Genomic DNA, 24,175 nt, shown 5'->3' with positions numbered 1-24,175 from the left:
GGCAACCTACCGGGGCGACCTGACGGGCCGCGCACCGCGACGGAGCGCCGTCAGGTACAACCGGTGCGCCGTGACGACGATCGCGAGCCACGCCAGTCCGAGCGCCCACGCCGCGAGGACGTCGGTCAGCCAGTGGTGACCGAGGAACACGCGCGAAGCCCCGATCGACAGCACGAACGCCGTCCCGACGGCGATCGTCCACACCCGCACGACCAGCCGGGACTGCCGCAGGACGAGCAGGTAGACGATCGTGCCGACCACCACGGTGGCGTTCAGGGTGTGTCCGGACGGGAACGACGCGGAGTGCTCGTACGGGGGCACCGCATCGGCGAGCGGCGGACGGGCCCGGCCGATCAGGTCCTTGCCCGCGACGGTCATGAGGAGCGATCCGCCGCTCGCCGCGACGAGCAGCACCAACGGGGTCCATGCCCGGCGCTGGACGGTGAAGCCGATCAGGAACCCGACGGCGACGATGGGCATCCCGACGGTGCCGGCCACGTCGGTCCACCACGTGACGAGGGTGTCCGTGGTCGGTGACCGGAGCGTGAGCACCCAGTCGAGCACCGGCCGGTCGAGCACGGCGACGTCGTCCCCGGCGCGGACGGCGTCGTAGACCTCGGACGCCGCCCAGGTCGCCGTGACGGCCACCGCGATGCCGATCGTCAACGTGAGCACGAGGACGGGGAGCGCCCCGTAGCGGTGACCCAGCGCTGCCCAGGTGTCGGCGACCGTCCGACCCGCCCGGGTCCGCCACCGGGTGAGGTCGACGTCGCCGACGTGCTCGTCGGGGGCCTCGGCGTGGGTGTGGTCCATCGACCCACCCTGCCCGGTCGTGGCTGATCGCGGCCCGGTCAGTCCTTCGCGTCGGCGTACGAGTCGACCACCGCGACGCTCAGCGGGAACGTCACCGGGAAGTCGCGGAAGAGCAGTCGGCCGGCGTCGACCGCTGCCGCACGCACCTGGTCGGCGACCCACTCGGCGTGCTCGGCCGGCGCGTGCACCACGATCTCGTCGTGCACGAAGAACACCAGGTGCGGCCCTGCCGTCACCGGCCCCGGAAAGCGTGCGGCGAGGCGCGTCCGCAGCGAGCCCATCCACGCGAGCGCCCACTCGGCGGCGGTGCCCTGCACGACGAAGTTCCGGGTGAACCGTCCCCAGCTCCGGGCCCGCGACTCCACGGCCCGCTGCATCGCCGGGGTGCCCTCCACCGCGTACGCGCGGTTGCGCGCCTCGAACCAGGACGGATCCGGCACGGGCGACGTCCGACCGAGCAGGGTCGTGACGGGTTCGCCGCGCTCCCCAGCCCGGGCAGCGCGCTCCACGAGTGCCAGCGCCTGCGGGAACGCCCGGGCCAGTCGGGGCACGAGCCGGCCGCCCTCGCCCTGGGTGGCACCGTACATCGCGCCGAGCATCGCGCCCTTCGCCTGCTGCCGGGTCTCGACCGCCCCCGAGGCGACGACGCCGTCGTAGAGGTCGCGTCCGTCGCCCGCCGCCGCCATCGCCCGGTCCCCCGCCATCGCGGCGAGCACCCGGGGTTCCAGCTGGGCGGCGTCGGCGACGACGAGCTTCCAGCCGTCGTCGGCGACCACGGCGCTCCTGATGCCCTTCGGCAGCTGCATCGCCCCGCCGCCGTCCGCGGCCCACCGTCCGGTCACGACCCCGCCGACGACGTACTTCGGGTGGAACCGACCGTCGCGGACCCAGTCGTCGAGCCACGTCCACCCGTTCGCGGTGAGGAGCCGGGCGAGCCGCTTGTACTCGAGCAGGGGCTCGATGACCGGGTGGTCGAGTTCGCGGAGCTCCCACTTCCGGGTGCTCGTCACGGTGAGACCGGCGCGCCGGAGCGACCGGAGGACGTCGGCGGGCGAGTCCGGGTTGAGGACGGGGTCGTCGAGACGCTCCCGCATCACCGTCGCGATCTCCTCGAGGCGTCGCGGTCGGACGCCGTACGGCACACGCGGCCCGAGCTCCTGCTCGAGCAGCCGCTCGTGGACGTCGACGCGCCACGGGAGTCCGGCGTGCAGCATCTCGGCCGCGACGAGCGCCCCGGCCGACTCCGCGGTCAGGAGCAGCCGGAGCGCGCTCGGCGCGGTCGACGACGCGACGGCGTCGAGCTGCGCCCGGAACTCGGCGATCGGGTCCAGCGCGTCGTCCGGCACCGGCGCGGCGAACAGCGCGTCGTCGAAGAGCCGGGCCTGCGTCGGCTGGGCGACCCGTGCCTCCAGGGCGGGTGGCGCGTCGAGCGCGTCGGGCGGGGACGCCTGCAGCGCCGTCCCGCGCGCCGCGAGCGCGCCCCGCAGGACGCGGCGGCCGAGCCGGAGGTCGACGCAGCGCGCGACCCGTCCGCCGGCCGCGAGCACGTCCGGGTACCAGCGTGTGGTGTCGTCCCAGACCCAGCGCACGTCGGCGGCGTCCTGGTCCGCGACGAAGGCCGGGAGGCCCGGCTCGGCCACCCGGATCGGCTCGCCCCCGGCGGTCCCCGCGTCGGTCAGGGGCGTCGCGGAGACGCCGCCGTCGACGCGGTGGAGGACGTAGTGCACGGGACGATCATGCCGTGGACCACCGCCCTTGGCGTCCGGTCACTCCCCCGGACGGACCGCAGCGGTGTCGGCGACGTCGATCCGGACGTCACCGTCCGGCGCCTCGGACACCTCGACCCGGGGCTCGGCGTCGTGCTCGTCGGACCCGGACATGCGGCGCAGGGTGTCCTGCCGACGCTCTTCGAAGGACATGTCGACGCCGTCGTCGAGGTGGTCGCGGTCGGGGTGCTGGTGTCCGTCGTGCTCGGTCATGGGGCCGACCGTACGCGCGGACGGTGAACGTGACGATGGTTCGACGATTCTGCGTCTTCCGGACATTCGAGGATGATGGAGCGGTGCAACAGACCATCGATGACCACGAAGCGTGGCGGGAGGTGCCCGCTGACGAGGTCCCCGTGAACGCGACCGTGCGCTACGACGACCGCGGCGAGCGACTCGTCGGCACCGTGGTCGACGAGCTCGCCACCCCCGGGGCGACCGCCCTCGTCGTGCTCGACGCCGACGGTGCGCCGAGGGTGGTCCCCACCGAGGCCCGGCTCGAGATGCGGGTCAGCGAGGGCCGGGTCGACGAGGTCTGGGTCAGCACAGCGGGACGTTGACCGCCAGCCCGCCCATCGCGGTCTCCTTGTACTTCGTCGACATGTCCGCCCCGGTCTGCCGCATGGTCTCGACGACCTGGTCGAGGGACACGTGGTGGACGCCGTCGCCGCGCAGCGCCATCCGTGCGGCGTTGATCGCCTTGTTCGCCGCGATCGCGTTCCGCTCGATGCAGGGGATCTGCACGAGGCCGCCGATCGGGTCACAGGTCAGCCCGAGGTTGTGCTCCATGGCGATCTCGGCCGCGTTCTCGACCTGCTCGGGCGTCCCACCGAGGACCTCCGCGAGGCCGGCGGCCGCCATCGACGCCGCCGAACCGACCTCGCCCTGGCAGCCGACCTCGGCGCCGGAGATCGACGCCCGCTCCTTGTAGATCGAGCCGACGGCACCGGCGGTGAGCAGGAACCGGACCACGGCGTCGTCCCGGCGATCGGGGGTGATCTCGGGCACGTAGGTGAGCGCGTACGACAGGACCGCGGGGATGATCCCGGCGGCGCCGTTCGTCGGCGCGGTGACGACCCGGCCGCCGGTGGCGTTCTCCTCGTTCACGGCCATCGCGACGAGGTTCACCCACTCCATCGCGAAGAGCGGGTCGTGGTCGGGGTCGTCGCGGACGAGCTGCTCGTACCAGGTGGCCGATCGGCGCCGGACGTCGAGTCCGCCGGGGAGCGTGCCGGTCCGGCGCACCGAACGGTCGACGCACTGCTCCATGACGGCGTGGATCGCGAGCAGTCGCTCGCGGACGGCGGCCTCCGAGGTGTCGAGTGCGACCTCGTTCGCGAGCGCGATGCCGCTCACGGGCAGGCCGGAGCGCGCGCACTCCGCGAGGAGCTCGGCGCCGCTGGAGAACGGGTGGGGAACGTGGTCGTCGACGGGGATGGCCGCGCCCGCGACCTCCGCGGCGTCGGTGTCGCCGTCACGGGTGATGAACCCGCCGCCGATCGAGTAGTAGGTCTCGTCGGCGAGCACGCTCCCGTCGGCGTCGGTGGCCCGCAGCCGCATGCCGTTCGGGTGGCGCGGCAGCATCGTCAGCGGGTGGAGGACGATGTCCGCGAGCCGGAACGGCACGGTCGCTCCGTTCGCCAGCCGGAGCGTCCCCGTGCGTTCGAGGTCGGCCAGGTCGAGCGCCATCCGGTCGGGGTCGACCGTCTCCGGGTCGGCGCCCGTCAGCCCGGCCGCGACGGCGCCGAGCGTGCCGTGGCCGTGGCCGGTCGAGGCCAGCGACCCGTAGAGGTCCACCCGGACGCCGGCGACACCCGACACGGGCAGGGCAGCGGCGAACGCGGCTCCGGCGCGCATCGGCCCCACCGTGTGGGAGCTCGACGGGCCGACACCGATGCTGAACAGATCGAAGACGGAGACCGGCACGCCGCCACACTAGCCCGTCCGGACGGACGGGAGTCCAGCAGCGGTCAGCGGCGACGGACGCGGCGCAGTCGCTGCGAGCCCTCGCCCGGCATGAGGATCCACAGCACGACGTAGAGGACCCAGAGCGGGCCGGGGAACAGGCTCAGGATCACCCACACGACGCGGACGAGGGTACGGGACCAGCCGAGCCGGTCGGCGATGCCGGCGCAGACCCCGGCGAGCAGGCGGCCGGAACGGGGACGGAGGAAGGTGCTCATGCCGACAACGCTACGGACCGACGGGCACCCGAGGACATCCGGGTGCCCCACGAGCGACGGTGGGGACAACCCCCGGGGCGCTCTACGGGACGAGGACGATCTTGCCGCGCGTGTGCCGCTGCTCGAGCTCGGCGTAGGCGTCCTGCACCCGGTCGAGCGGGTACGTCGCCGCGATCGGGACCTCGATCGCACCGTCGGCGACCTGCAGCGCGAGCGCCCCGAGGATCTCCGGGTCGGCGGTGTCCGCACTCCCCGCGGCCTTCGCCCCGAGCTCCGAGGCGGCCTCGAACGCGATGATCGTCTCGATGCGGTCGACCGGGACCCCGAGCGCGACGCCGAGGTGGACGTACTCGGGGCCGTACGTGTCGATGAGTGCGTCGATGCCGTTCGTCGCGGCCTCGGCGATCCGCTCCTGCAGTCCGTCGCCGTACGCCACGGGTCGAGCGCCCTTCGACCGGAGCCAGTCGTGGTTCGCCTCGGAGGCGATCGCGATGACGTCGATGCCCTCGTTGGTGAGCAGCTGCGTCACGAAGCCGCCGACACCACCGGCGGCGCCGGAGACCACGACGGTCTCCCCCGGTCGCGGATCGACGGCGCGGACGGCAGCCGCCGCGGTGGTCGCCACGATGTCGAGCCCACCCGCGACCTCCCAGGGGAGCAGGTGCGGCTTCTGCACGACCTGACCGGCCGGCACCGACACGTACTCGGCCTGGCTCGACCGCTCCCACGACCAGCCGAGGACCTCCTCGCCCTCGTCGACGCCGTCCACACCCTCGCCGACGGCCACGACGATGCCCGCGAAGTCCGTGCCCTGCCCCGACGGCAGCTTCGACGGGTCCTCACCGTCGAACAGACCCTGACGGATCGCGGACTCCCCCGGGTTGATGCCGGCGGCGCGGACCCGGACGAGCACCCGGCCCGCCTCGACCCCGGGGACCGGGACCTCCTCGACGCGGAGGACGGTTCGGTCACCCCACTCGGAGAACCGGACGGCGCGCATGGTGTCGGGGAGCTCTGCCATGCCGTCGACGGTACCCCGGTCACCGGACCGTCGGACATGGACCGCTCCATCAGCGCCAGCATGGGAGACTGACGGCATGCCCATCCTCAACAAGGACATGCAGGTCTGCATGTCGCTGGCGGCCCGCCCGAGCAACATCGGCACCCGGTTCCACAACTTCCTGTACGACGAGCTCGGGCTGAACTTCCTCTACAAGGCGTTCACGACCACCGACCTCCCCGGCGCCGTCGCGGGCATCCGGGCGCTCGGCATCCGTGGCTGCTCGGTATCGATGCCCTTCAAGGAGGCGATCATCCCGCTCGTCGACGTCATCGAGGAGTCCGCGGCGGCCATCCAGTCCGTCAACACGGTCGTGAACGACGACGGCGTGCTCACCGCGTCGAACACCGACTACGAGGCCGTCGCGTCCCTGCTCGCGAGCCACGACGTCGACCGCTCGTCACGGGTGCTGCTGCGCGGATCCGGTGGCATGGCCAAGGCCGTCACGGCGGCGTTCCGCGGTGCCGGCTTCGAGCACCTCACGGTGGTCGCCCGCAACGACGAGACCGGTCCGGCCCTCGCCGCGCAGTACGGCTACGAGCGGGTCGCGGACGAGCGCGACGCCGGCGACGCCGACGTCCTCGTGAACGTCACGCCGCTCGGGATGCGCGGTGACGACGAGGACGCGCTCGCCTTCGAGGACGCCCGGATCGCCGCCGCGCACACCGTCTTCGACGTCGTCGCGTTCCCCTCCGAGACGCCGCTCGTCCGCGCCGGTCGCACGGCCGACAAGCACGTCATCACCGGGGCCGAGGTCATCGCCCTGCAGGCAGCGCGGCAGTTCGAGCGGTACACGGGCGTCGCCCTGACGGACGACCAGGTGCGTCGCGCGAGCGCGTTCAGTCGCGCGGAGTAGCGACGTCCGTCGCACCGGACGGGAGGCCCGTGGCGGCGCCGCCACGGGCCTCCCGTCCGATCTTCAGTCGCGCCCGGCGCGACCCGCGGCGACCCAGCCGAGCCGCCGCAGCGTCTCGTGGTTCCGCACCCAGATCGCGGGCTGCATGAGGAAGTCCGGCACGTACGAACCCGGTCCCGCGATCGCGTTCTCGACGATCGTGACCTTGCAGCCGCGCCGGTGCTCCTCGACCGTGAGCGCGACCCGGGCCTCCCCGATGGGCCAGCCCTTCGGCCGGATCGTCATCGCGTGCGGCGGATCCCAGACCTCGACGGTCGTGGTGTCGTCGATGACGATCGGCCACACGCCGAACGAGTGGTGGATCCGGGTGCCGACCGCTGGCCACCCTGGGTCCTGTCCACGCATCCGGGACGCACCGACCACCCAGGTCGTGAAGAGCCAGCCGTCGCGCAGGACGTCGAAGACGTCCTCCGGGCGGCAGTGCAGGATGCGGACGTTCTTCGCCATGGGTCAGTCCTCCGGTGCGAGATCGACGTCGACGGACAGGCCGAACGTGTGGCGCAGGGCGCTCCTCGCGGCGTGCCAGCCGGCCATGCCGTGCACGCCGGGACCCGGTGCGGCGCTCTGCGACGCGAGGTACATGCCGCCGCCCGTGCGCCACGGGTCCGACGACAGCACCGGGCGCTTGACGAGCTGCCAGAAGCTCGCTGCCCCCGCCGCGATGTCGCCGCCCTGGTAGTTCGGGTTGTACTCGGCCATCTGGACCGCCGTGCGACTCGAGGCGTGGAGCACGAGGTCGCGGAACCCCGGGGCGAACCGCTCGATCTGCCGGGTGACGGCCTCGGTCTGGTCGACGTCGGAGCCGGCCGGCACGTGCGCGTACGCCCAGAAGACGTGCTTCCCCTCCGGAGCCCGGCTCGGGTCGACCACGGTGGGCTCCGAACCGAGGACGTAGGGCCGCTCGGCGTGCTGCCCGCGGGCCACCGCCCCCTCGGCCGCGGCGATCTCGGCGCGCGTCCCGCCGATGTGCACCGTGCCCGCCTTCCGGAGCAGCTCGTTCTCCCACGGCACCGGCCCGGACAGCGCGAAGTCGACCTTGGCGGCGGCGTTGCCGAACCGGAAGCGCCGGAGTGCCCCGCGCTTCGGGGTCGGGATCTGCTTCCCCGCGATCCGGAGCATGCCGGGGACGCTCGTGTCGAAGAGCACCGCCTTTGCCGGCGTGAGGTCTCCGAGGCTCGTGACCTCGCGGCCGGTCTCGATCGTGCCGCCGTGCGCGACGAGGTCGGCCGCGAGGGCGTCGACGATCGCCTGGCTGCCGCCGATCGGGACGGGCCAGCCGCGGGCGTGGGCGTAGGAGCCGAGCGACAGCGCCGCGGCCGCGGTCGCGAGCGAGGGCACGTGCTGGATCGAGTGCGCGGCGACGCCCGTGACCATCGCGGGCGCGACGTCCTCACGGAACCGGGCGTTCCACGCGCGCGTGCCCTGCTCGAGCGCGCGGAGGCCGAACTTCGCGACGGTCACCGGGTGCCGTGGGACGTGCAGGAGCGCATCGGTCGCGAAGTCCGCGACCTGGTCGGAGTGCCGCGCCAGCGGGGCCATGAGCTGGTGGAACGCCGGGCCGTCGGCGCCGAGCCCCGCCGCGGTCTCGGCGATGTCCCGGTACGCGATGCCCGCGCGGCCGCCGTCGAGCGGGTGGCCGTACTGGACCTCCGGCAGGCGCAGCTCGATGCGGTCCTCCAGGCGGAACGCGCGGAAGAACTCGGACTGCAGGGCCATGGGGTGCACGGCGGAGCAGACGTCGTGCAGGAAGCCGGGCAGCGTGAGCTCGGCCGTGCGGGCTCCCCCGCCGATCGTGTCGTTCCGTTCGACGACCTCGACGCTCAGCCCGGCGCGCGCGAGCGTCACCGCTGCCGCGAGTCCGTTCGGCCCTGCTCCGACCACCACCGCGTCCACCATGGGTCCGAGCCTAGGGACCCGGGCGTCCGCGAGCGCTCAGGGCTGGTCGTCAGGCGCGGGCGGTGTCGGCGTCGGCCGGGTCGGACCCGTCCTCGTCACCGTCGACGTCGTCGGGCTCGTCGGCATCGGGAGCGGTGGACCCGACCGGGTGTTCGGCGAGCAGGGTCGCGAAGTCCTCGTCGAGCATCTGCTGCAGACGCTCGTCCCGGCCGACCTCGTAGTCGTCGGTCGGACGCTGCGCCCAGCCGAGTCGCCCGACCACCGTCGTGCCGATGTCGTCCCACGCTCGCGCCCGGGCCTGCAGCACGATGCCGTCGACGAACTTCTGGTCGTCGCGTCGGCGGTCGAGCAGGGCGGCGAGCTCCTCGTACGTGGCCTCGCGCGTGCGCAGCTTGTGGTCGTCGCCGCGGCGGTAGTCGTGCTGGTGCCGCGAGCGACCCTTCTGCTTGCTCGACGTCGCACGGATCTCGCGCATCCGGGCGGCGTCCCCGCGCTGCTCCTCGGCCATCCGGTGGAGTTCCTGACGCGCGGCGTCGGCGATGAGGGCGTGGTCGAAGTACCCCTGGTCGCGGAGGGCGTTCGTGATGATGCGGTTCGCGACCGCCACGACGATCGCGGCCTTGGCGATGAGGAACCCCTCGTCGACGGCGCGCTTGAGTTCGACCTGACTCACGGGTCGGTCGCGCACGTCGTTCTTGCTGCGTCGTCCGAACAGGGCCATGCCACGACGATACCGGCGACGGGCGACCGTCAACCGCTCGACGGACCCGGATCAGCGCCCGGACGGACGACGCGCCACCACGGCGTCCGTAGTGTCGGAGCCATGACCACGTACCCGACTGCTCCCCGTACCGGCCTCGGGACGGCCAGCCTCGTCCTCGGCATCTGCTCGCTGCTCGCGGGCTGGACCTTCTTCGCCCCGATCGTCGGGCTCTGCCTCGGCATCGCATCGCGGTCGCGGGAGCCGATGGCACGCGGCCGGGCCGGTTGGGGCATCCTGCTCAACCTCGTCGCGCTCGCGATCTGGGTGCTCGTCGGCGCCCTGCTCGTCATCGGCGGCTCCTTCGCCGTCTGGCACGGGGTGACCACCGGCCGCTGACCGCTCGGAGCCGTGGAGCGAGGAGTCCCGCCCATCGACGATGGGTTGCACTTGTAAGTGCAACCCTCGTAGTGTGAGTCCCGACAGTGCGGCCGATCGACAGGAGAGCACGATGGCACCCGTACGCACCCTGGCTTCGCACGACGTGACCCCGGACCCGATCGTGCGCGATGAGGCCGCGGACATCGTGGGGCGCGCACGGGACCGCGACGTCGTGGACGTGTCGGTCACCCTCGACGATGGGACGTGCATGACGATGCCCGCACACCTCGCCACTTTCGTGATGAACACGATCCGCGCGACCGCGAACGGCTCGGCGCTCGTCACAGTCTCCGTACCCGAAGAACTCACGACGACGACGGCGGCCAAGGAACTCGGGATCTCGCGCCCGACGCTCATGAAGCTGATCCGAGCGGGCGAGGTCGCCTCGACGAAGGTCGGGAGCCACACGAGACTCCGTCGCCGTGACGTCGTCGAGTTCCGGGAGCGCCGAGATGCCGAGCGTCGGGCAGCGGCTCGCGAGGTCCGGACGGCCGGCGAAGCGTTCGAGTGAAGTTGGAACATCACCGGTAGTGTTCCGAAATGGTCCAACGGGTCTTCGTCGACGCCAACGTCTTCTTCAGCAGGACACTGCGGGACTGGCTCTGCCTGCTCCGCGCCGAAGTACCGCGGATGTTCCAGCTCCACACGACCGAGGACGTCCTGGCCGAGGTGGTGGCACGGTTGCGCGCGACCCATCCCGACCGCGACGGTGGCGCGACGACGCAGCTCGTGCGAAGTATCAGGGGCGCCGTCGACGAACTCGTGGAGGACTTCGACGGTCTCGCTCACTGGCCCGGCAGCGACCGGAAGGACCGGCACGTCCATGCCGCGGCGCTCGCCTGCCGGGCCGATGTACTGCTGACGGAGGACCGTGGTTTCGATGACCTCGACGCGCTGCCGTACGAGGTGTACGGGTGCGACGACTTCTTCGTACTGATCGACGACGCCGTTCCGTGGCTCGTCCGCAACGTCGTCCTCGACCAGAACCGGTACTGGAACGGACGGCCGAACCGGAAGGGCCTCGCGGTCGCGCTGCGGGACGCCGGCTGCCCGGTGTTCGCCGAGCGGGTCGCCGCGCACCTCCGCGCAGCGAGCGGCGTCGGTGACACGAAGCGCGCGACTCGATAGCGCCGTCAGCACTGGCGCGTCGGAGCGCCCACCGCTCAGAGCACCAGTCCGTACACCGCCACGTCCACGCGCCGCGACCCCAGCGGCATCGCGCTCCGCAGCGTCCCCTCGTGCACGAACCCGAGCCGCTCGGCGAGCCGGCGGCTGCGCTCGTTGTCGACCGCCGTCCGGATCTCGACCCGCGCGCACCCCCGCGCCCGGGCCACGCCGACGAGGACGGTGGCCGCGCGGCGGACGATGCCCCGTCCCTCCTGGCCGGCGTCGATCCAGTAACCGAGCGACGCCTGCCCCAGGTACGGGTCGAAGGCCAGTGACGCAGCCCCGACGATGCGGTCGTCCGACCGGATGACGCACGGGAGCGACCGGTCCATGGCGTACTGGCCGAGCAGGTGCTCGGTGTGCACGGCGATCGTGTCGGCGCTCTGCACCTGCCACGCCCAGGGTTCGGCGGCCCGGAGCCGGTCGAGGTTCGCGACGACGAGGTCGTGCAGCGGCCCGACGGTCGTGAGGTCGCGCAGCGTCAGCGTGCACCCGTCCCCGATGTCCCGTCCGAACGCCGCCACGGACCCGACACTATGCACGTCACCGCCGCGGTGCCCACCGACGGCTACAGTCGGTGCATGCCCGAGCCACTGGGTCTGCGCGACCGGAAGCGCATCGAGACGCGACGACGCATCGCCGAGTCGGCCCGGTCGCTGGCGCTCGAACACGAGATCGACCACACCACGATCGAGCAGATCGCCGCGCGGGCGGACATCTCGCCCCGGACGTTCTTCAACTACTTCGACTCGAAGGAGGACGCCGTCCTCGGGCACACCGAGCTCGACCTGTCGGCGGAGGCGTTGGCCGCGCACCTCGAGGCGGTCGCGGGGGAGCCGGCGGCACAGGCGGTCGTCGACCTCGCGTTCCTGGTGTTCGGCGACACGTTCGCGGACGAGACCGAGCGGACGGCCCGCAAGGAGCTCGTCGTGCGGTTCCCGCAGCTCATGCGGCGGCAGGTCACGCGGATGACGACGGTGTCGGAGGCGATGGTCGGCGCGGTCCGGACCGTGCTGGCACGCGACCCGGCGTGGGGGCCGGAGGCCGCCACCGCCCAGGCCGCCGAGATGCTGCTCGGCATGTGCATGACCGCGCTGCGGAGCGCGGCGCGCCAGGAGGGCGAGAGCGCGGACGAGGTGCGCGCCGAGGTGGTCGCGTTGATCCGCGACACGGCGTCGCGGATCGCGACCGTCTGACACGCGGACTGGAGGCCCCTGGCGGGGTCGCCACGGGCCTCCAGTCCGTCTCCTGGTCGCGTCAGCCCTTGCTGATGAAGCTTTCCTTCGTCATCCAGTCGAAGGCGACGTCGGCGGATCTGCCGAATTGCCGCAGTCATGTGGTTCCGACATCATTTCTGGCTTGGGGTTGCCGACTCTGCGAATGTGTACGAGGGTGGTCGAGGGGGTCAGAACGGCCCTGCCGTACAATCACGAAGGGGAAAGTGATGAACACACGCAAGGGAATGTTCGGGATCATCGGCGCGGTCGTCGTCGCAGCGGGGCTCATGATTGCACCCGCGCCGGCGAGTGCCGCCAAGCTCCCGAAGATCGAATGCAAGTACAGCGGCGGCGTCACGACCTGCAACGTCGTCGCTCTCGGAGGATACTGCGGCTCGTCACGACGAGTCGGGGTCGGGATCACGACCGGTAAGCGCGGAGGGATCCTCATCCAAGACGGGGGATCGGGTGCGTTGCAGTGGAAAGCAGGGAAGGTCAAGGATCACGTCCTCCCTGTCGGCACAACGTACTTCGCGGTGACCACGCTCTACGGCAAGGCCACGTCCGCGGAGAAGCCGTACGTCAGCTGCTCGCTCTGATGAGGCCGGAAGCCTGCCGCCGGTCGATCCGGGGCAGGCTTCCGTCCCGAGCCAGGAACGACAAGGCGAGCCGGACGTCAGCGCCGCTCGACGAACCCCTCGTTGACCATCCAGTCGAGCGCCACGTCGGCGGGCTCCCGTCCTTCGACGTCCACCTGACGGTTGAGTTCCTGCAGGACAGCGTCGGTGAGCTTCGGCGATATCTGGTCGTAAACGTCTTGCAGTTGCGGGTACTTCTTGAGTGTCGTGCTGTTCAGCACGGGCGAAACGTTGTAGTTCGGGAAGAACTGCTCGTCGTCCTCGAGCACGGAGAGTCCGAGTGCCTTGATTCTTCCGTCGGTCGTGAACACCTCGCCGAAATTGCACTTCCCCCGGTCGGTCGCGGTGTAGACGGTGCCGGTGTCAAGGATACTCACATTGTCGCGAGGAATTCCGTCAGCACCATCGCCGAGTTGCAATCCGTACTTCTCGAGCATCGGCTTGAACCCGTCAGGCCGGGAGTAGAACTCCGACTCGACGCAGAACGTCCGCTCGGATTTCGGTAGGTCCTTCACCTGGGACAGCCGCGTGATGCCATCGAGTTCGTCGACCGCTTCGGACCGGACCGCGAATGCGTACGTGTTGTTCATCGGTGCAGGTCGCAGCCAGGTGAGCCCGTTCTGCTCGTCTTGGTCCCGGACAGCAACGTACTGGTCCTCCGCGTCGCGGATCGGATCGGAGTGGCCCATGAACGAGAGCCAGGCGGTTCCGGTGTACTCGTAGGTCATGTCCGCTCCCCCGTCGAGCATCAGCTGCCGCACCGCGACACTGCCGGGGACGTTGGTCTCGTCCGTGACCTCGAAGCCCGCTGCCTTGGCCGCGATGACGCCGATCTTGCCGAGGACGAGCTGCTCCGTGAAGTCCTTCGAGGTCACGGTGACGTGGGCCCCGGCTGGGAGGTCCTCGATCCGTTCGATCGACGCCGGCTCGACGCCGGGGACGTAGGCCGTGGACGGCTGAAGTCCGCAGCCCGCGAGGGAGATCACTGCGAGGGCACCGAGGGCGACCGCAACGGTCCGTGGCCGTCGTCGGCTCCTCCGAGGGTCGAGCACCGTGTTGTCGGAGCATATGCGCTTCATCGAAGTCCCTTCGGTCGGGCAACCGTCTCGACGACGCGGCCGAGCCAGTCGATGGCGAGGGCGAGCAGTGCGACCAGAACCGCGCCCGAGATGAGGACCGACGGGAGGAACAGCTTCACGCCTGTCGTGATGAGGAGTCCGAGACCGCCTGCACCGATGAAGGTGGCGAGCGTCGCGGTCCCGACGAGGAGCACCAGCGCAGTACGGATGCCCGCGAGCATGACCGGTACGGCGAGGGGGAGCTCCACCCGGACGAGGACCGCGGAGGCACTCATCCCCATCCCTCGGCCGGCTTCGACGAGTCGCTGGTCGACGCTCTCGATGCCGATGATCGTGTTGCGGAGCACCGGGAGGATCGCGTAGAGGACGAGGGCGACGACAGCAGACCAGCTGTTGAGGCCCAACCACGCCGCGAGCAGCACGATGAGGCCGACCGCTGGCGCGGCCTGCCCGAAGTTTGCGACGGCCAGGACCACCCCGCTCGCCCTCCGGAGCCAGCCTCGGGTCAGCACGATCCCGAGCGGGATCCCCAGCACGAGGACGATCGCCGTCGCCTCGGCGGTGAGCGTCAGGTGCTGCCAGGTCAGGTCGAGGATGTCCGCCGGGTTGAGGGTGCTGCGCTCGGTGGCGGTCAGCTCGGCCGTGTTCAGCCAAACGGCGAACACGATCAGTGCCACGAGTATGACCACCGGCTGCACGACGAGGGAGCGCCGTGCGCTGCGTGCGGAACGATCGATCCCGGTCGCGACGACGTCAGCCATCGGCGCGCTCCGGGTCGGCGACCGGTGCCGCGGTGGGCGCCGGTGCGGACGGCATCGTCTCGATCGGGTTCGTGTTCGTGCCGACCGGGGTGTACGCCTGCTCCTCGGCCGCGGCGGCGCGCGACTTCGTGATGGCGTCCATGACGGTCTCGACGGTGATCACCCCGCGGAAGGCGTCACGACGTCCGGTGACGAGCGCGGCGCCGGCGCTCGACACGAGCATGGTGTCGAGCGCGTCGTTCAGGGTCGCGGCCTCGCCGACGACGGGCAGGTCGGGGTCGATGCCCTCCGGGATGCGGTCGAGCCGCTCGATCTGGCGGCGGGTCGGCCAACCGATCGGCCGCTGGCGACGGTCCACCACGACGGCGTGCCCGTGTCCACCGGCCTCGCGCATGCGCTGGAGGACGGCCTTCGCCTCCTCGCCGGGGGAGCAGGTCACGGCCGACTCGACCTCGACGTCCCGCACCCGGTTCAGCGTGAGCTGCTTGAGCCCGGCGCCCGACCCGATGAAGTTCTCCACGAACTCGTTCGCGGGCTCGGCGAGGATGCGCTCCGGGGTGTCGTACTGCACGATGTGGGCACCCTCGGAGAACACGACGATCCAGTCGCCGAGCTTCACGGCCTCGTCGAAGTCGTGCGTGACGATGACGATCGTCTTGTGCAGCTCCTCCTGGATGCGGAGCAGCTCGTCCTGCAGCCGCTGCCGGGTGATCGGGTCGACCGCGCCGAACGGTTCGTCCATCAGCAGGACGGGCGGGTCCGCGGCGAGCGCCCGGGCCACACCGACGCGCTGCTGCTGGCCGCCGGAGAGCTCACGGGGGTACCGGTCACGGTAGGTGTCCGGGTCGAGCGAGACCAGGTCGAGGAGCTCGTCGACGCGGGCGGCGATCTTGTCCTTCGACCAGCCGAGCATCTTCGGCACGATCGCGATGTTCGCCGCGACGGTCATGTGCGGGAAGAGGCCGCCGGCCTGGATCACGTAGCCCATGCGCCGACGGAGCTCGTCGCCGTCGATGTTCGTGACGTCGTCCTCGCCCACGACGATGCGGCCCTCGGTGGGCTCGATCAGGCGGTTGATCATCTTGAGCGTGGTGGTCTTGCCGCAGCCGGACGGGCCGACGAGCATGACGACCTTGCCGGCCGGGATCTCGAGCGTGATGCCGTCGACCGCGGGCTTCGCCTGGCCGGGGTAGCGCTTCGTGACCTCGTCGAGCAGGATCCCGCGCCCGGTGACGGACGGGTCGGCGGTGGCGGTGCCGGTGTGGGCAGCGCTGGCTTGGTCGGTGCTGCTGCGTTCAGTGCTGCTGCGTTCAGTGCTGGACACGGATACCTCGCGAGATGGTCAGACGGCCGAGGCCGAGGAGCAGAAGGTCGAGGACCAGGGCGAGGAGGACCACGCCCACGGTGCCGACGACCACGGAGTTGAGGGCGTTCGCGCCGCCGAGTCGGGACAGCCCGGAGAAGATGAAGCCACCGAGCCCCGGGCCGAGCGCGTACGCGGCGACCGCGGCGACGCCCATCACCATCTGCGCGGAGACCCGCACGCCGGTGAGGATGATCGGCCACGCCATCGGCAGCTCGACCTGCACGAGGGTGCGGAAGCGGCTCATGCCGATGCCACGGGCGGACTCGACGATGGTGTCCGGGATCTCACCGAGCCCGACGACCGCGTTCCGGAGGATCGGCAGGGCGGCGAAGAACGTCACGGTCACCACGGACGGGACGACACCGAAGCCGAGCGGGACGAGCAGCAGGCCGATCACGGCGAACGACGGCAGGGTCAACCCGACGGTCGACACCTCGTTCGCGGCGGCCCGGAGTCCGGGGATGCGGTAGACGAGTGCGGCGAGCACCACGGCGATGAGGGTGGCGAGGACGACGCACTGGACCACCAGCGAGAAGTGCTGCCACGAGGAGAACCAGATCTGGTCCCATCGCTCCACGACGTACTGGAACACGGGTGGGCGCTCCTTCCTGGTCGGTCGAAGTGCCCACAGATCGGGGCACGAACGCGGACCAAGCTACGCAGCGCGTCGCTTCTTGTACATCTGCAAATGTTCGGATCGACGGGTCAGGGCCGAGCAGGTGCGATGAAAACGCCTGGTCACCCGTGGTGCCGCACGTCCTCCCTGGGAGAACGGTAACGATACCGAGCGGGGGTCGGCTATGCGCGCAGGTCGCGGAGCCCGGCCCGCTCGGCGACGTCGACGAGGTGCTCGCGCCACGCGACCCAGTCGGTGGCGCTCTTCTCGGCGAGGTTGCCGTCCCCGTCGCCCGCGGTGCCGTCGAGCATCTCGCGGACGATGTCGGCGTGGCCGGCGTGCCGGGCGACCTCGTACCCGAGGTGCACGAGGACCTGGTGGAGGGTGACCTCGCGGCGCTCCTCGGGCCACCACGGGACGGCGCCGCGGGCGTCGAGGTCGAGCGCCTCGATCGTGGCGTCGGCGTGCGCGGCGGACCGGTGGTGGAACGCGATCACGTCGGCCATGGTCTCGTCGAGGGACGCGTACATGTCGTCGCCCTCCCACGACTCGAGCCAGGCGGGGGAGTCGGGCAGCGGGCGACCGAAGACCTCGCCGAGGTACCCGACCTGCACGCCCGCGACGTGCTTGACGAGCCCGAGCAGGTTGGTGCCCGTCGGGGTCAACGGCCAGCGCGCCTGCCGCTCGGCCAGCCCCTCGACCTTGGCGAGCAGTGCCGCCCGGTGCTTCTTGAGGTAGCGGTGCAGCGTCTCCTTCTCGGAGCCGGTCACCGCACGGTCGGCGACGGCCGTCCCCGGGGCCGCGGGGCGGACCTCGGGGACGTCGTCGTCGGGGACCTCGTCGTTCATGCTCCCGATCGTGCCAGGCCGTGGTCGCGGACGGTCGCCTGGACGCGCGCCGACTCGTGCACGGCGACGCGCTCGGCCGTCAGGAGCAGCCCGGCGACCTCCGCCGAGGTCCGGGAGGCCCGGTCGTTCCAGCTCGTCAGGTCGCGGACGCGCGCCATCCGCACGTCGGGCGCCGGGCACCAGAGCACGGGGGAGCCCTCCTCAACCGCGAGCGCGTTCCACACGAGGTCGAGGGCGCGCTGGACCCGCTGCGAGTGGACGGCCGTCGGACCGCCGGCCGCGTAGACGACCGAACCGACGAGGCAGGCGCCGACGAGCGGTCGGCCCTGCACGCCGACCGCGGAGGCGCTCGAGGCCTTGCGCACGCGGCCGTGGTCGTCGAGGTACGCGAACCAGGCGTGCTGGATCCAACCGCGCTCGATGACCGCGCGTGCGCTGGAGAGCAGCGCCTCGAGCTCGTGCAGCTCCTCGACGCGGGCTGTGGCACGGCGGGTCCGGACGGCCGCGCGGTGGACGGCGTACCGGTCGAGCAGGCCGCGGATCCCTCGGCGTGCGGGCGGACTGGGGACGGGTGAGGCGTCGGTGGCGACGTCGTGCTGGACGCGGAACTCGAGGGTCATCAGGCCCCTCCGATCTTCACGTGCACGGATGTGTGGGGGTCAGGGTAACCCCGGGTCCGTGCGCCGCAACAGCCCTCGGTCGTCGAGGAGGGCGTCGATCGCACGTCGGCCGACCGCGCGGAACGCGGGGTCGGAGGTGGTGTGCAGGGCCGAGGCGATCGAGACGGCCCAGCCGCGGGCCCGCTCCCACGTCTCGTCGTCGACGGCCAGCGCTGTCCGGAAGCCGCAGCGGGCCTCCCGGTCGAGCGTCAGCCAGGCGGTCGCGAGGTCGACGGCGCGGTCCCCCGAGGTCACGTCGCCGAAGTCGACGACCGCCGTCAGGCGGCCGCCGTCGGCGTCCGGCTCGACGAGCAGGTTGAAGGGGTGCAGGTCGCCGTGGACCCAGACGGGAGGCTCGGTGGACGCCGGCAGGGCGGCGGCGGTCCGCCAGACCGCGGCCAGCTCCAGGGCGCGGGGCACGTCCGCGGTCGCCAACCGGTGGAGCACCGCGTCGGAGCGCTGCGCGAGGGGGACGGCCCGGACCGGGTTCACGGGCGCGTCCGCGGGGGCGGGCACGTGCAGGAGGTCGAGGAAGGCGGCGAGCGCCGCACCGACCCGGCTGCCGCCGACCCGTTCGCCCGCGGCGACGCCCGGCAGCCACGGCACGACGCTCCACGCCCACGGGTAGCCGTCGGTCGGCACGCCGGTCCGCACGGGCGCGGGGACCGGGACCACCGGCGCGACCCGACGGGCGATCTCCGGCAACCAACGCTGCTCGTGCTCGATCAGCCGCGCGGCCGCCGCCCGTCGGGGGAGTCGGACCGCCAGGTCGTCGCCGAGCCGGACGAGCACGTTGTCCCAGCCGTTCGCGGCGACCTCGAGCGGCCGGTCGGCGAGGTCGGGGTGCTGGGCACGGAGGAGCGCCCGCACGAGCGGGACGTCGACGTGCACCTCGGCGGCGGGGGTGGGCACGGCTCGAGGCTACCGCCGTCGGCACCCGTGAACGGGGGCCGGAACGGGAACGTACCGGTTGGTATCCTCGTGCTGAGGTGACGTGGGTGTCCCTGGGGGGACCCGCGTCACCGAACCGGTCGTCCCTCGGCGTCGGGGGCGATGATCGCGACCAGGCGCGGGATCTCCGGCCGCGTCCGTTCCGTCACGAACGCGGCGAGGAGCACGGTCCAGAGCTCCCGGAGCCGCTCGAACAGGTCCGCCCGGTCCGCGAGGACGTCCGAGACCGCCTGCACGCCGGTGTACGCGGGGCTGACGACCCGGCCGATGAGCGCCGGGTCCCAGCGGTCGTCGACCTCGCCGGCAGCGATGGCCTCGCGGAAGATGTCGGCCGTCACGCGCATCCAGTCGGTGTAGGGGTCCTGGCGGGCGATCCCGTTGCCGGCGGGCTCGGTCGAGAGCCGGATCCCCGCGCTGACGACGACCTCGGTGGTCATCTGGACCGCGAGTCCCTGCGACATCCACATCATCGACTCGAGCGGCGTCCGACCCCGGGCGTGCGCGACCTCGGCGTAGGCGCGGGACACCTCGTGCTGGCGGGCGACGACGGCCCCGGCGAGGTCGGCCTTGGACGCGAAGTGGAAGTACAGCGCACCCTTCGTCACCCCGGCCCGTTCGGCGACCCCGTCCATCGACGCACCGACGTACCCGCGCTCGTCGAACTCCCTCGCGGCACCCTCGATGATCGCCGCCCGGGTCGCGACGGCCCGCCGCTGCCGGGAGGGTCCGTCCTCTGCCATGCACGACCTCCGGAGTGGATGCTACCGAGGTCCGGCGTCCGGCCGGGTCACAGCCCACCACCGGGCGTCGTCCAGCCCTCGTGCCCTACGGTCGTCGGCATGCAGGCGTGGACGAACCCGGCGCTCCTGGCCCGGACGGGTCGGTGGCTGCTGCTGCCCGTGGCGGTGCTCGACTGGTTCGCGCTCGCGCCGCAGGCCGTGGTCGTGACGGCGTTCCTCGTCGCCGTGGCCGGACTCGTCGCCATGGCGGCCGCCCTGGTCGTCCGCATGCTGCGGCGCTCCCGCGGCGCGATGGCCGGTGTCGGCATCGCGCTCCTGCTCGGCGGGCTCGTGGTGTTCGCGCTCGATCCGTTCCCGCCCACGGTCCCCGTCATCGACGCGTGGTGGCCGGACGCGATCACGCAGCCGCAGGTCGTCGGCAGCGCCTACTGGAAGGTCGCCGGCCTCGGTCTCGTGCTCGCGGGCGTCGGCATGCTCGCGACGCTGCTCGTGGTCGCCCTGACCGGGCCCACCGCACGCCCCCGGCAGCGCTGAGGGGTCAGTCCCGGCAGACGGTCGTGACGGTCGCCGCGAGCGTCGGTGCCGCGGCGTCGATCAGCGCCCGGACGGCTTCGTCCCCTCCGGCGGCGGTCCGTGCGAGGTCGGTCGGGCCGTCCACTCCGGGGAGCGCGAGCGCGCCGTCGGACGCGAGCACGAGGACGTCCCCGGACCCGAGGTCGACCGGGACCGGCGTCCGGTCGGAGCCCTGCGGCCGCAGACCGACCGGCAGACTCGCGCTCCGGAGTTCCTCGACCGGTCCGTCCGCGCGGACGACGGCCGCCAGGCCGTGCCCGAGGTCCACGACGTCCACGTGACCGGTCCGCGGGTCGACCCGCGCGTGCACCAGCGTGGCGACCGCTCCGGCGAGGGACAGGTCGGGGGCGAGCTGTGCCTCCAGGCCGGCCACCGCACGCTCGAGCGGGACGTCCGTCCGGGCGGCGACCGCCCCGCGGACCGCGGAGGCGAGGAGCGCCGACGCCCGACCGGCGGCCACGGTGCCGACCGTCAGGTGCAGGGCGCCGTCCGCTGCCACCCGCTGGTCCACGACGTCGCCACCGCCGCCGTCCGGCTGCGCCGAGGCCGTCGTGACCGTGTGCCCCGGGACCTCGACCGGCGCCGGCGCGAGGCCCTCGAGCACCCGACGGACCCGCCGCCGGTCGATCGCGTGCCCGAGTTCACGCTCCGCCCACCGCGCGAGGTCGCGGAGCAGGGCGACGTCCTCCGCACCGAACTCGCGCGGCTGGGCGTCCATGATGCAGAGCGTCCCGACGCGGGTGCCGTCCAGCATCGACAGCGGAGCGCCGGCGTAGAAGCGGATCCCGTGCTCGGCGACCGCTGCCGTGGTGGCGAAGCGGACGTCGAGCGTCGTGTCGGGGATCACCATCGGCTCGGGCGTCAGGACCGTCGTCGCGCAGAACTGCTCCGACGCGGGCACGCTCGAGCCCTGCTGCCACCCGAAGGTCGACTGCGTGGTGACGACGTCGTGGTGCACGAGGTTGAGGAACGTCAGCGGGACCCCGAAGGCCTCCTGCGTCATCCGGGTGATCCGGTCGAAGCGCTCCTCGGGACCGCTGCCGAGCACGCCGAGGGCCTCGACGACGGCGGTACGCCGTGCCGCGGGGTCGAGCGGGAGGGCGGTGGAGGACTGCGTCACACGCCCTGTCTACCCGCACCCTCCGCGGTGAACCAGTCCCGAGGGTGGGGGTCAGCCGTCAGCTCGCGGCGCTCGGACACCGGCGCGGCCCAGCGCGCGGCGTTCGCGAGGACCCGCTGCACGTCCGGGTGGTGGTACACCGGGTACTCCTGGTCGCCAGGGGAGAAGTAGAAGACCCGACCGAGGCCACGACGGTACGCGACGCCCGAACGGAACACCTCGCCGCCGGAGAACGTGGAGAGGAAGACCTCCTCGTCGGGGCGCGGGATGTCGAAGAACTCGCCGTACATCTCCTGCTGGTCGATGACGATCGGGTGCGGGACGCCCTCGGCGATGGGGTGGTCCGGGGCGATCGTCCAGACGAGCTCGCGGTCCTGCCCGTCGTTGCGCCACTTCAGCGAGCACGTGGTGCCCATCAGGCGCGTGAACGGCTTCGAGTAGTGGCCGGAGTGCAGGACCACGAGGCCCATGCCGGCGTGCACGGCGTCGACCACGCGCTGGACGACCTCGTCCGAGACCTCGTCGTGGGCGGCGTGGCCCCACCAGAACAGCACGTCCGTCTGCGCCAGGCGTTCGGCGGTGAGGCCGTGCTCGGGCTCCTGGAGCGTCGCGGTGGACACGTCGGCGCCCGGCACGAGCTCGCGGAGCGCGGCAGCGATCACCGCGTGCATGCCGTCGGGGTAGTGCCCGATGACCGTGGCGTCGCCGCGGCTCTCGTGCACGTTCTCGTTCCAGACGACGATCCTGGGTGCGTCCTTGCTCATGCGGCGACCTCCATCTCTCGACCCGCAGCAGCGGACGCGTAGATCGCGTCGACGACACGGCTGCGGTGCAGTGCGAACTCCCCGTGGTGCCCCTCGTGGGCCCCGGAGCGGATCGTGTCCAGGAACTCCTCGATGACGCGCTGGTGGTGCCCCGACGGGACGCGCACGCCCGGTCGGGTGACCGTCGGCACGCCCTGCTCGTCGGAGTACAGCGTCACGGTGCCCTCGGTGGCGTAGTCGCGGACGAACAGCCGGGCGCCGCCGGTCGAGCCGAGCAGCTCGACCTCGATGTCCTCGACGTCCTTCGAGTAGCTGGCCCAGCTCGCCTGGAGCTGCAGGCTCGACCCGTCCTCGAACCGGAGCAGGGCGCTCGCGAAGTCCTCGACGTCGAACGGCCGACCCGTGGCCGCGGACACCGGGTCCCGGTCGCTGCCGCCCCGACCGGCGCTGCCGAGCTCGTTGTACGCCACCGCGCTCGCGGTCACGACGCGCGGTTCGCCGAGCAGGTGCAGGGCGATGTCGAGCACGTGCGAGCCGAGGTCGATGAGCGGACCACCACCCGCGGTCTCCTTGTTCGCGAACCAGCTCCTGATGCCCGGGATCCCCGCTCGCCGCAGCCAGGAGGCGCGTGCGTGGTATACGTGTCCGAGCGGCCCGTTGCCGTCGGCGTCGCGCTGCGCGAGGTGGCCGCTGAGGAACTGCACGTCGGCACGCCGGCGGTGGTTGTAGGCGACCTCGAGCACGCGGTCGTTCCGCACGGCGGCGTCGACCATCTCCTGCGCCTGGTCGCCGGTCGTCGCGAGCGGCTTCTCGCAGAACACGTGCTTGCCGGACTCGAGCGCCGCCACGGCGATGGGGTGGTGCAGGGCGTTGGGGACGCCGATCGACACGATGTCGAGGTCGTCGCGGGCGACGAGGTCCTGCCAGTCCTCGTACCGGTGCGGCACGCCTCGGGAGTCGGCGAGCTCGTGCAGCCGGTCGGTCTCCTGGCCGGCGAGGGCGACCACCTCGACCCCGGGGACCGCGGTGTAGGCGTCGAGGTGCGTGGTGCCGGCGAAGCCGAGTCCGATCACCCCCACGCGCAGGGGTGGGGCGGTGTCCGTCGTGGCGGTCGTTGTCCTCGTCGACATGACGACAACGCTAGTCGGGGCGCGGGTCGAATCGATACGACCAGCGGCGTGTCGGGCTGTCGGTGTCGGGGTTCTGTCGGGAGGGGTACGCGACGATGTCCGCATGACTCCCCGATCCCTGTTCCGTGCGGCCGCGGTCGCCGAACTCGTGACCTGGACCCTGCTCATCGCCGGGATGGTGCTGAAGTACGGCTTCGACGCCGGCGACTGGGGCGTGCGCATCGGCGGCGGGGTGCACGGCTTCGTGTTCCTCGCCTACCTCGTCGTCACGACGGTCGTCGCCGTGAACCAGCGCTGGTCGTTCGGCGCGCTCGTGCTCGGGTGGGCGAGCGCCGTCGTGCCGTACGCGACGGTGCCGTTCGAGGTCGCGGTGGCCCGGCGCGGGATGCTCGACGGCCCGTGGCGGCGGTCGGCTGAGGGGCGGTCTGGCTTCTGGGACCGCCTGCTGTTCTTCGTGGTGCGGCGTCCGGTGCTCTCGGTCGCGATCGGTGTCGTGGCGGTGGCGCTCGTGTTCTCGGGCCTGCTCGTCGTCGGCCCGCCGGTGCCCGCGCGCAGCTGACGGCCGGGGCGCGTGCGCGCACTGGTCGCCGAGCCGAGTGGTCACGACACCCCGCTCAGGATCGTCGAACGGTCACGGAACGTCGTCCATCGGCGCCCGTTGCGACACCTTGCGACCACCGGACGCTGCAACCCCGCGTGTCGCCGGCCCGGGAGGCCGGCGCGCACCCCCGGCGCCGCCGCGCCCCGAGACGGACGGGAGGCCCGGTGCCA

At 72.1% G+C, this 24,175-nt stretch carries 30 protein-coding genes; 9 read left to right on the top strand and 21 right to left on the bottom strand.

Translation table 11 applies throughout. The features are described from left to right. Positions 1-6: 6 nt before the first annotated feature. Genes QPJ90_RS05555 through QPJ90_RS05545 form a run of 3 tightly spaced genes read right to left on the bottom strand, consistent with a single transcriptional unit; the run spans position 7 to position 2,792 of the window. Positions 7-813, bottom strand: coding sequence for a phosphatase PAP2 family protein (locus tag QPJ90_RS05555; RefSeq protein WP_290133467.1), 807 nt, complete (start codon positions 811-813; stop codon positions 7-9). Positions 814-851: 38 nt separating this feature from the next. Beyond that, a complete protein-coding gene (locus tag QPJ90_RS05550; protein ID WP_290133466.1) occupies positions 852-2,540 on the bottom strand; it encodes a bifunctional 3'-5' exonuclease/DNA polymerase in 1,689 nt (562 codons plus the stop codon). A gap of 39 nt (positions 2,541-2,579) precedes the next feature. Further along, positions 2,580-2,792, bottom strand: a complete 213-nt coding sequence (locus tag QPJ90_RS05545) for a hypothetical protein (protein WP_290133465.1) — start codon at positions 2,790-2,792, stop codon at positions 2,580-2,582. Positions 2,793-2,875: 83 nt separating this feature from the next. Here QPJ90_RS05545 and QPJ90_RS05540 point away from each other — a divergent pair, with 83 nt between their 5' ends. Beyond that, positions 2,876-3,139, top strand: coding sequence for a hypothetical protein (locus tag QPJ90_RS05540; protein ID WP_290133464.1), 264 nt, complete (start codon positions 2,876-2,878; stop codon positions 3,137-3,139). Here QPJ90_RS05540 and QPJ90_RS05535 read toward each other — a convergent pair. The 3 genes from QPJ90_RS05535 to QPJ90_RS05525 form a co-directional block, all read right to left on the bottom strand. Continuing rightward, positions 3,120-4,505: an L-serine ammonia-lyase gene (locus QPJ90_RS05535; protein ID WP_290133463.1), complete on the bottom strand. Its 1,386-nt coding sequence runs from the start codon at positions 4,503-4,505 to the stop codon at positions 3,120-3,122. The two genes, QPJ90_RS05540 and QPJ90_RS05535, sit on opposite strands and share 20 nt — an antisense overlap. Before the next feature lie 44 nt (positions 4,506-4,549). Next, positions 4,550-4,762: a PspC domain-containing protein gene (locus QPJ90_RS05530; protein ID WP_290133462.1), complete on the bottom strand. Its 213-nt coding sequence runs from the start codon at positions 4,760-4,762 to the stop codon at positions 4,550-4,552. An 82-nt stretch (positions 4,763-4,844) separates the two neighbouring features. Continuing rightward, complete coding sequence (locus tag QPJ90_RS05525; protein WP_290133461.1) at positions 4,845-5,783, bottom strand: NADP-dependent oxidoreductase; 939 nt, start codon at positions 5,781-5,783, stop codon at positions 4,845-4,847. Positions 5,784-5,859: 76 nt separating this feature from the next. On the opposite strand from QPJ90_RS05525, the gene QPJ90_RS05520 reads away from it, so the two are divergent. After that, the gene (locus tag QPJ90_RS05520; protein WP_290133460.1) at positions 5,860-6,678 is read left to right on the top strand and encodes a shikimate 5-dehydrogenase; all 819 of its coding nucleotides are present in this window, start codon (positions 5,860-5,862) and stop codon (positions 6,676-6,678) included. A 63-nt stretch (positions 6,679-6,741) separates the two neighbouring features. On the opposite strand, the gene QPJ90_RS05515 is transcribed toward QPJ90_RS05520, so the two are convergent. The 3 genes from QPJ90_RS05515 to QPJ90_RS05505 are packed head-to-tail and all read right to left on the bottom strand — an operon-like array spanning position 6,742 to position 9,355. Then, positions 6,742-7,185, bottom strand: coding sequence for an SRPBCC family protein (locus QPJ90_RS05515; protein ID WP_290133459.1), 444 nt, complete (start codon positions 7,183-7,185; stop codon positions 6,742-6,744). 3 nt (positions 7,186-7,188) lie between these two features. Next, a complete protein-coding gene (locus tag QPJ90_RS05510; protein WP_290133458.1) occupies positions 7,189-8,634 on the bottom strand; it encodes an NAD(P)/FAD-dependent oxidoreductase in 1,446 nt (481 codons plus the stop codon). Between the two features lie 49 nt (positions 8,635-8,683). Beyond that, complete coding sequence (locus QPJ90_RS05505) at positions 8,684-9,355, bottom strand: hypothetical protein (protein ID WP_290133457.1); 672 nt, start codon at positions 9,353-9,355, stop codon at positions 8,684-8,686. A gap of 102 nt (positions 9,356-9,457) precedes the next feature. Here QPJ90_RS05505 and QPJ90_RS05500 point away from each other — a divergent pair, with 102 nt between their 5' ends. The 3 genes from QPJ90_RS05500 (at position 9,458) to QPJ90_RS05490 (ending at position 10,903) form a co-directional block, all read left to right on the top strand. Further along, a complete protein-coding gene (locus QPJ90_RS05500; RefSeq protein WP_290133456.1) occupies positions 9,458-9,733 on the top strand; it encodes a hypothetical protein in 276 nt (91 codons plus the stop codon). Between the two features lie 112 nt (positions 9,734-9,845). Further along, positions 9,846-10,286: a helix-turn-helix domain-containing protein gene (locus tag QPJ90_RS05495; protein WP_290133455.1), complete on the top strand. Its 441-nt coding sequence runs from the start codon at positions 9,846-9,848 to the stop codon at positions 10,284-10,286. A 29-nt stretch (positions 10,287-10,315) separates the two neighbouring features. Continuing rightward, on the top strand, positions 10,316-10,903 hold the full coding sequence (locus tag QPJ90_RS05490) for a PIN domain-containing protein (protein ID WP_290133454.1): 588 nt from the start codon (positions 10,316-10,318) through the stop codon (positions 10,901-10,903). 35 nt (positions 10,904-10,938) lie between these two features. Here QPJ90_RS05490 and QPJ90_RS05485 read toward each other — a convergent pair whose 3' ends face one another. Continuing rightward, positions 10,939-11,466 carry a GNAT family N-acetyltransferase gene (locus QPJ90_RS05485; protein ID WP_290133453.1) on the bottom strand — a complete coding sequence of 176 codons (528 nt, stop codon included), beginning with the start codon at positions 11,464-11,466 and terminating at the stop codon, positions 10,939-10,941. A gap of 57 nt (positions 11,467-11,523) precedes the next feature. Here QPJ90_RS05485 and QPJ90_RS05480 point away from each other — a divergent pair, with 57 nt between their 5' ends. Together QPJ90_RS05480 and QPJ90_RS05475 are read left to right on the top strand one after the other, a co-directional pair. Beyond that, positions 11,524-12,138, top strand: a complete 615-nt coding sequence (locus QPJ90_RS05480; protein ID WP_290133452.1) for a TetR/AcrR family transcriptional regulator — start codon at positions 11,524-11,526, stop codon at positions 12,136-12,138. Between the two features lie 248 nt (positions 12,139-12,386). Then, positions 12,387-12,758, top strand: a complete 372-nt coding sequence (locus QPJ90_RS05475) for a hypothetical protein (RefSeq protein ID WP_290133451.1) — start codon at positions 12,387-12,389, stop codon at positions 12,756-12,758. A gap of 77 nt (positions 12,759-12,835) precedes the next feature. On the opposite strand, the gene QPJ90_RS05470 is transcribed toward QPJ90_RS05475, so the two are convergent. The 8 genes from QPJ90_RS05470 to QPJ90_RS05435 all read right to left on the bottom strand — a co-directional run bounded on the left by QPJ90_RS05470 (position 12,836) and on the right by QPJ90_RS05435 (position 19,817). Further along, positions 12,836-13,672 (bottom strand): glycine betaine ABC transporter substrate-binding protein, encoded by an 837-nt coding sequence (locus QPJ90_RS05470; protein ID WP_354670490.1) that lies wholly within the window; start codon positions 13,670-13,672, stop codon positions 12,836-12,838. A gap of 200 nt (positions 13,673-13,872) precedes the next feature. Beyond that, the gene (locus QPJ90_RS05465) at positions 13,873-14,637 is read right to left on the bottom strand and encodes an ABC transporter permease (protein ID WP_290133449.1); all 765 of its coding nucleotides are present in this window, start codon (positions 14,635-14,637) and stop codon (positions 13,873-13,875) included. Beyond that, positions 14,630-15,856, bottom strand: coding sequence for an ABC transporter ATP-binding protein (locus tag QPJ90_RS05460; protein ID WP_290134173.1), 1,227 nt, complete (start codon positions 15,854-15,856; stop codon positions 14,630-14,632). The genes QPJ90_RS05465 and QPJ90_RS05460 overlap by 8 nt, the downstream gene beginning before the upstream one ends. Before the next feature lie 91 nt (positions 15,857-15,947). After that, positions 15,948-16,595: an ABC transporter permease gene (locus QPJ90_RS05455; RefSeq protein WP_290133448.1), complete on the bottom strand. Its 648-nt coding sequence runs from the start codon at positions 16,593-16,595 to the stop codon at positions 15,948-15,950. 206 nt (positions 16,596-16,801) lie between these two features. Beyond that, on the bottom strand, positions 16,802-17,467 hold the full coding sequence (locus QPJ90_RS05450) for a DinB family protein (RefSeq protein WP_290133447.1): 666 nt from the start codon (positions 17,465-17,467) through the stop codon (positions 16,802-16,804). Continuing rightward, on the bottom strand, positions 17,464-18,087 hold the full coding sequence (locus QPJ90_RS05445; protein ID WP_290133446.1) for a hypothetical protein: 624 nt from the start codon (positions 18,085-18,087) through the stop codon (positions 17,464-17,466). Before QPJ90_RS05445 ends, QPJ90_RS05450 begins: the two co-directional genes overlap by 4 nt. 39 nt (positions 18,088-18,126) lie before the next feature. Continuing rightward, a complete protein-coding gene (locus tag QPJ90_RS05440) occupies positions 18,127-19,038 on the bottom strand; it encodes a phosphotransferase (protein WP_290133445.1) in 912 nt (303 codons plus the stop codon). A gap of 107 nt (positions 19,039-19,145) precedes the next feature. Further along, the gene (locus tag QPJ90_RS05435) at positions 19,146-19,817 is read right to left on the bottom strand and encodes a ScbR family autoregulator-binding transcription factor (protein WP_290133444.1); all 672 of its coding nucleotides are present in this window, start codon (positions 19,815-19,817) and stop codon (positions 19,146-19,148) included. Positions 19,818-19,916: 99 nt separating this feature from the next. On the opposite strand from QPJ90_RS05435, the gene QPJ90_RS05430 reads away from it, so the two are divergent. Beyond that, positions 19,917-20,351, top strand: coding sequence for a hypothetical protein (locus QPJ90_RS05430; protein WP_290133443.1), 435 nt, complete (start codon positions 19,917-19,919; stop codon positions 20,349-20,351). A gap of 4 nt (positions 20,352-20,355) precedes the next feature. Here QPJ90_RS05430 and QPJ90_RS05425 read toward each other — a convergent pair whose 3' ends face one another. From QPJ90_RS05425 to QPJ90_RS05415, 3 genes are read right to left on the bottom strand one after another with little or no spacing between them, the layout of a single operon-like run. Continuing rightward, positions 20,356-21,510, bottom strand: coding sequence for a GAF domain-containing protein (locus tag QPJ90_RS05425; RefSeq protein ID WP_290133442.1), 1,155 nt, complete (start codon positions 21,508-21,510; stop codon positions 20,356-20,358). Further along, positions 21,507-22,274, bottom strand: coding sequence for a ThuA domain-containing protein (locus tag QPJ90_RS05420; protein ID WP_290133441.1), 768 nt, complete (start codon positions 22,272-22,274; stop codon positions 21,507-21,509). The genes QPJ90_RS05425 and QPJ90_RS05420 overlap by 4 nt, the downstream gene beginning before the upstream one ends. Further along, positions 22,271-23,404 carry a Gfo/Idh/MocA family oxidoreductase gene (locus QPJ90_RS05415; RefSeq protein WP_290133440.1) on the bottom strand — a complete coding sequence of 378 codons (1,134 nt, stop codon included), beginning with the start codon at positions 23,402-23,404 and terminating at the stop codon, positions 22,271-22,273. Before QPJ90_RS05415 ends, QPJ90_RS05420 begins: the two co-directional genes overlap by 4 nt. Positions 23,405-23,507: 103 nt before the next feature. On the opposite strand from QPJ90_RS05415, the gene QPJ90_RS05410 reads away from it, so the two are divergent. Continuing rightward, a complete protein-coding gene (locus QPJ90_RS05410) occupies positions 23,508-23,963 on the top strand; it encodes a DUF3817 domain-containing protein (RefSeq protein ID WP_290133439.1) in 456 nt (151 codons plus the stop codon). Positions 23,964-24,175: the final 212 nt, after the last annotated feature.

It is taken from the genome of Curtobacterium sp. 458, from assembly GCF_030406605.1.
Taxonomy (GTDB): Bacteria; Actinomycetota; Actinomycetes; order Actinomycetales; family Microbacteriaceae; genus Curtobacterium.
The sequence above is the reverse complement of the archived record's forward strand: the minus strand, read 5'-3'. Positions and strand labels throughout refer to the sequence as shown.

Bases quoted from the DNA above. Each gene is read 5' to 3' on its own strand.
- QPJ90_RS05480 (WP_290133452.1), top strand. From the start codon at position 11,524: ATGCCCGAGCCACTGGGTCTGCGCGACCGGAAGCGCATCGAGACGCGA.
- QPJ90_RS05430 (WP_290133443.1), top strand. From the start codon at position 19,917: ATGCAGGCGTGGACGAACCCGGCGCTCCTGGCCCGGACGGGTCGGTGG.
- QPJ90_RS05545 (WP_290133465.1), bottom strand. From the start codon at position 2,792: ATGACCGAGCACGACGGACACCAGCACCCCGACCGCGACCACCTCGAC.
- QPJ90_RS05515 (WP_290133459.1), bottom strand. From the start codon at position 7,185: ATGGCGAAGAACGTCCGCATCCTGCACTGCCGCCCGGAGGACGTCTTC.
- QPJ90_RS05500 (WP_290133456.1), top strand. From the start codon at position 9,458: ATGACCACGTACCCGACTGCTCCCCGTACCGGCCTCGGGACGGCCAGC.
- QPJ90_RS05530 (WP_290133462.1), bottom strand. From the start codon at position 4,762: ATGAGCACCTTCCTCCGTCCCCGTTCCGGCCGCCTGCTCGCCGGGGTC.
- QPJ90_RS05520 (WP_290133460.1), top strand. From the start codon at position 5,860: ATGCCCATCCTCAACAAGGACATGCAGGTCTGCATGTCGCTGGCGGCC.
- QPJ90_RS05465 (WP_290133449.1), bottom strand. From the start codon at position 14,637: ATGGCTGACGTCGTCGCGACCGGGATCGATCGTTCCGCACGCAGCGCA.
- QPJ90_RS05435 (WP_290133444.1), bottom strand. From the start codon at position 19,817: ATGGCAGAGGACGGACCCTCCCGGCAGCGGCGGGCCGTCGCGACCCGG.
- QPJ90_RS05420 (WP_290133441.1), bottom strand. From the start codon at position 22,274: ATGAGCAAGGACGCACCCAGGATCGTCGTCTGGAACGAGAACGTGCAC.
- QPJ90_RS05445 (WP_290133446.1), bottom strand. From the start codon at position 18,087: ATGACCCTCGAGTTCCGCGTCCAGCACGACGTCGCCACCGACGCCTCA.
- QPJ90_RS05555 (WP_290133467.1), bottom strand. From the start codon at position 813: ATGGACCACACCCACGCCGAGGCCCCCGACGAGCACGTCGGCGACGTC.
- QPJ90_RS05450 (WP_290133447.1), bottom strand. From the start codon at position 17,467: ATGAACGACGAGGTCCCCGACGACGACGTCCCCGAGGTCCGCCCCGCG.
- QPJ90_RS05490 (WP_290133454.1), top strand. From the start codon at position 10,316: ATGGTCCAACGGGTCTTCGTCGACGCCAACGTCTTCTTCAGCAGGACA.
- QPJ90_RS05510 (WP_290133458.1), bottom strand. From the start codon at position 8,634: ATGGTGGACGCGGTGGTGGTCGGAGCAGGGCCGAACGGACTCGCGGCA.
- QPJ90_RS05495 (WP_290133455.1), top strand. From the start codon at position 9,846: ATGGCACCCGTACGCACCCTGGCTTCGCACGACGTGACCCCGGACCCG.
- QPJ90_RS05505 (WP_290133457.1), bottom strand. From the start codon at position 9,355: ATGGCCCTGTTCGGACGACGCAGCAAGAACGACGTGCGCGACCGACCC.
- QPJ90_RS05410 (WP_290133439.1), top strand. From the start codon at position 23,508: ATGACTCCCCGATCCCTGTTCCGTGCGGCCGCGGTCGCCGAACTCGTG.
- QPJ90_RS05415 (WP_290133440.1), bottom strand. From the start codon at position 23,404: ATGTCGACGAGGACAACGACCGCCACGACGGACACCGCCCCACCCCTG.
- QPJ90_RS05475 (WP_290133451.1), top strand. From the start codon at position 12,387: ATGAACACACGCAAGGGAATGTTCGGGATCATCGGCGCGGTCGTCGTC.
- QPJ90_RS05525 (WP_290133461.1), bottom strand. From the start codon at position 5,783: ATGGCAGAGCTCCCCGACACCATGCGCGCCGTCCGGTTCTCCGAGTGG.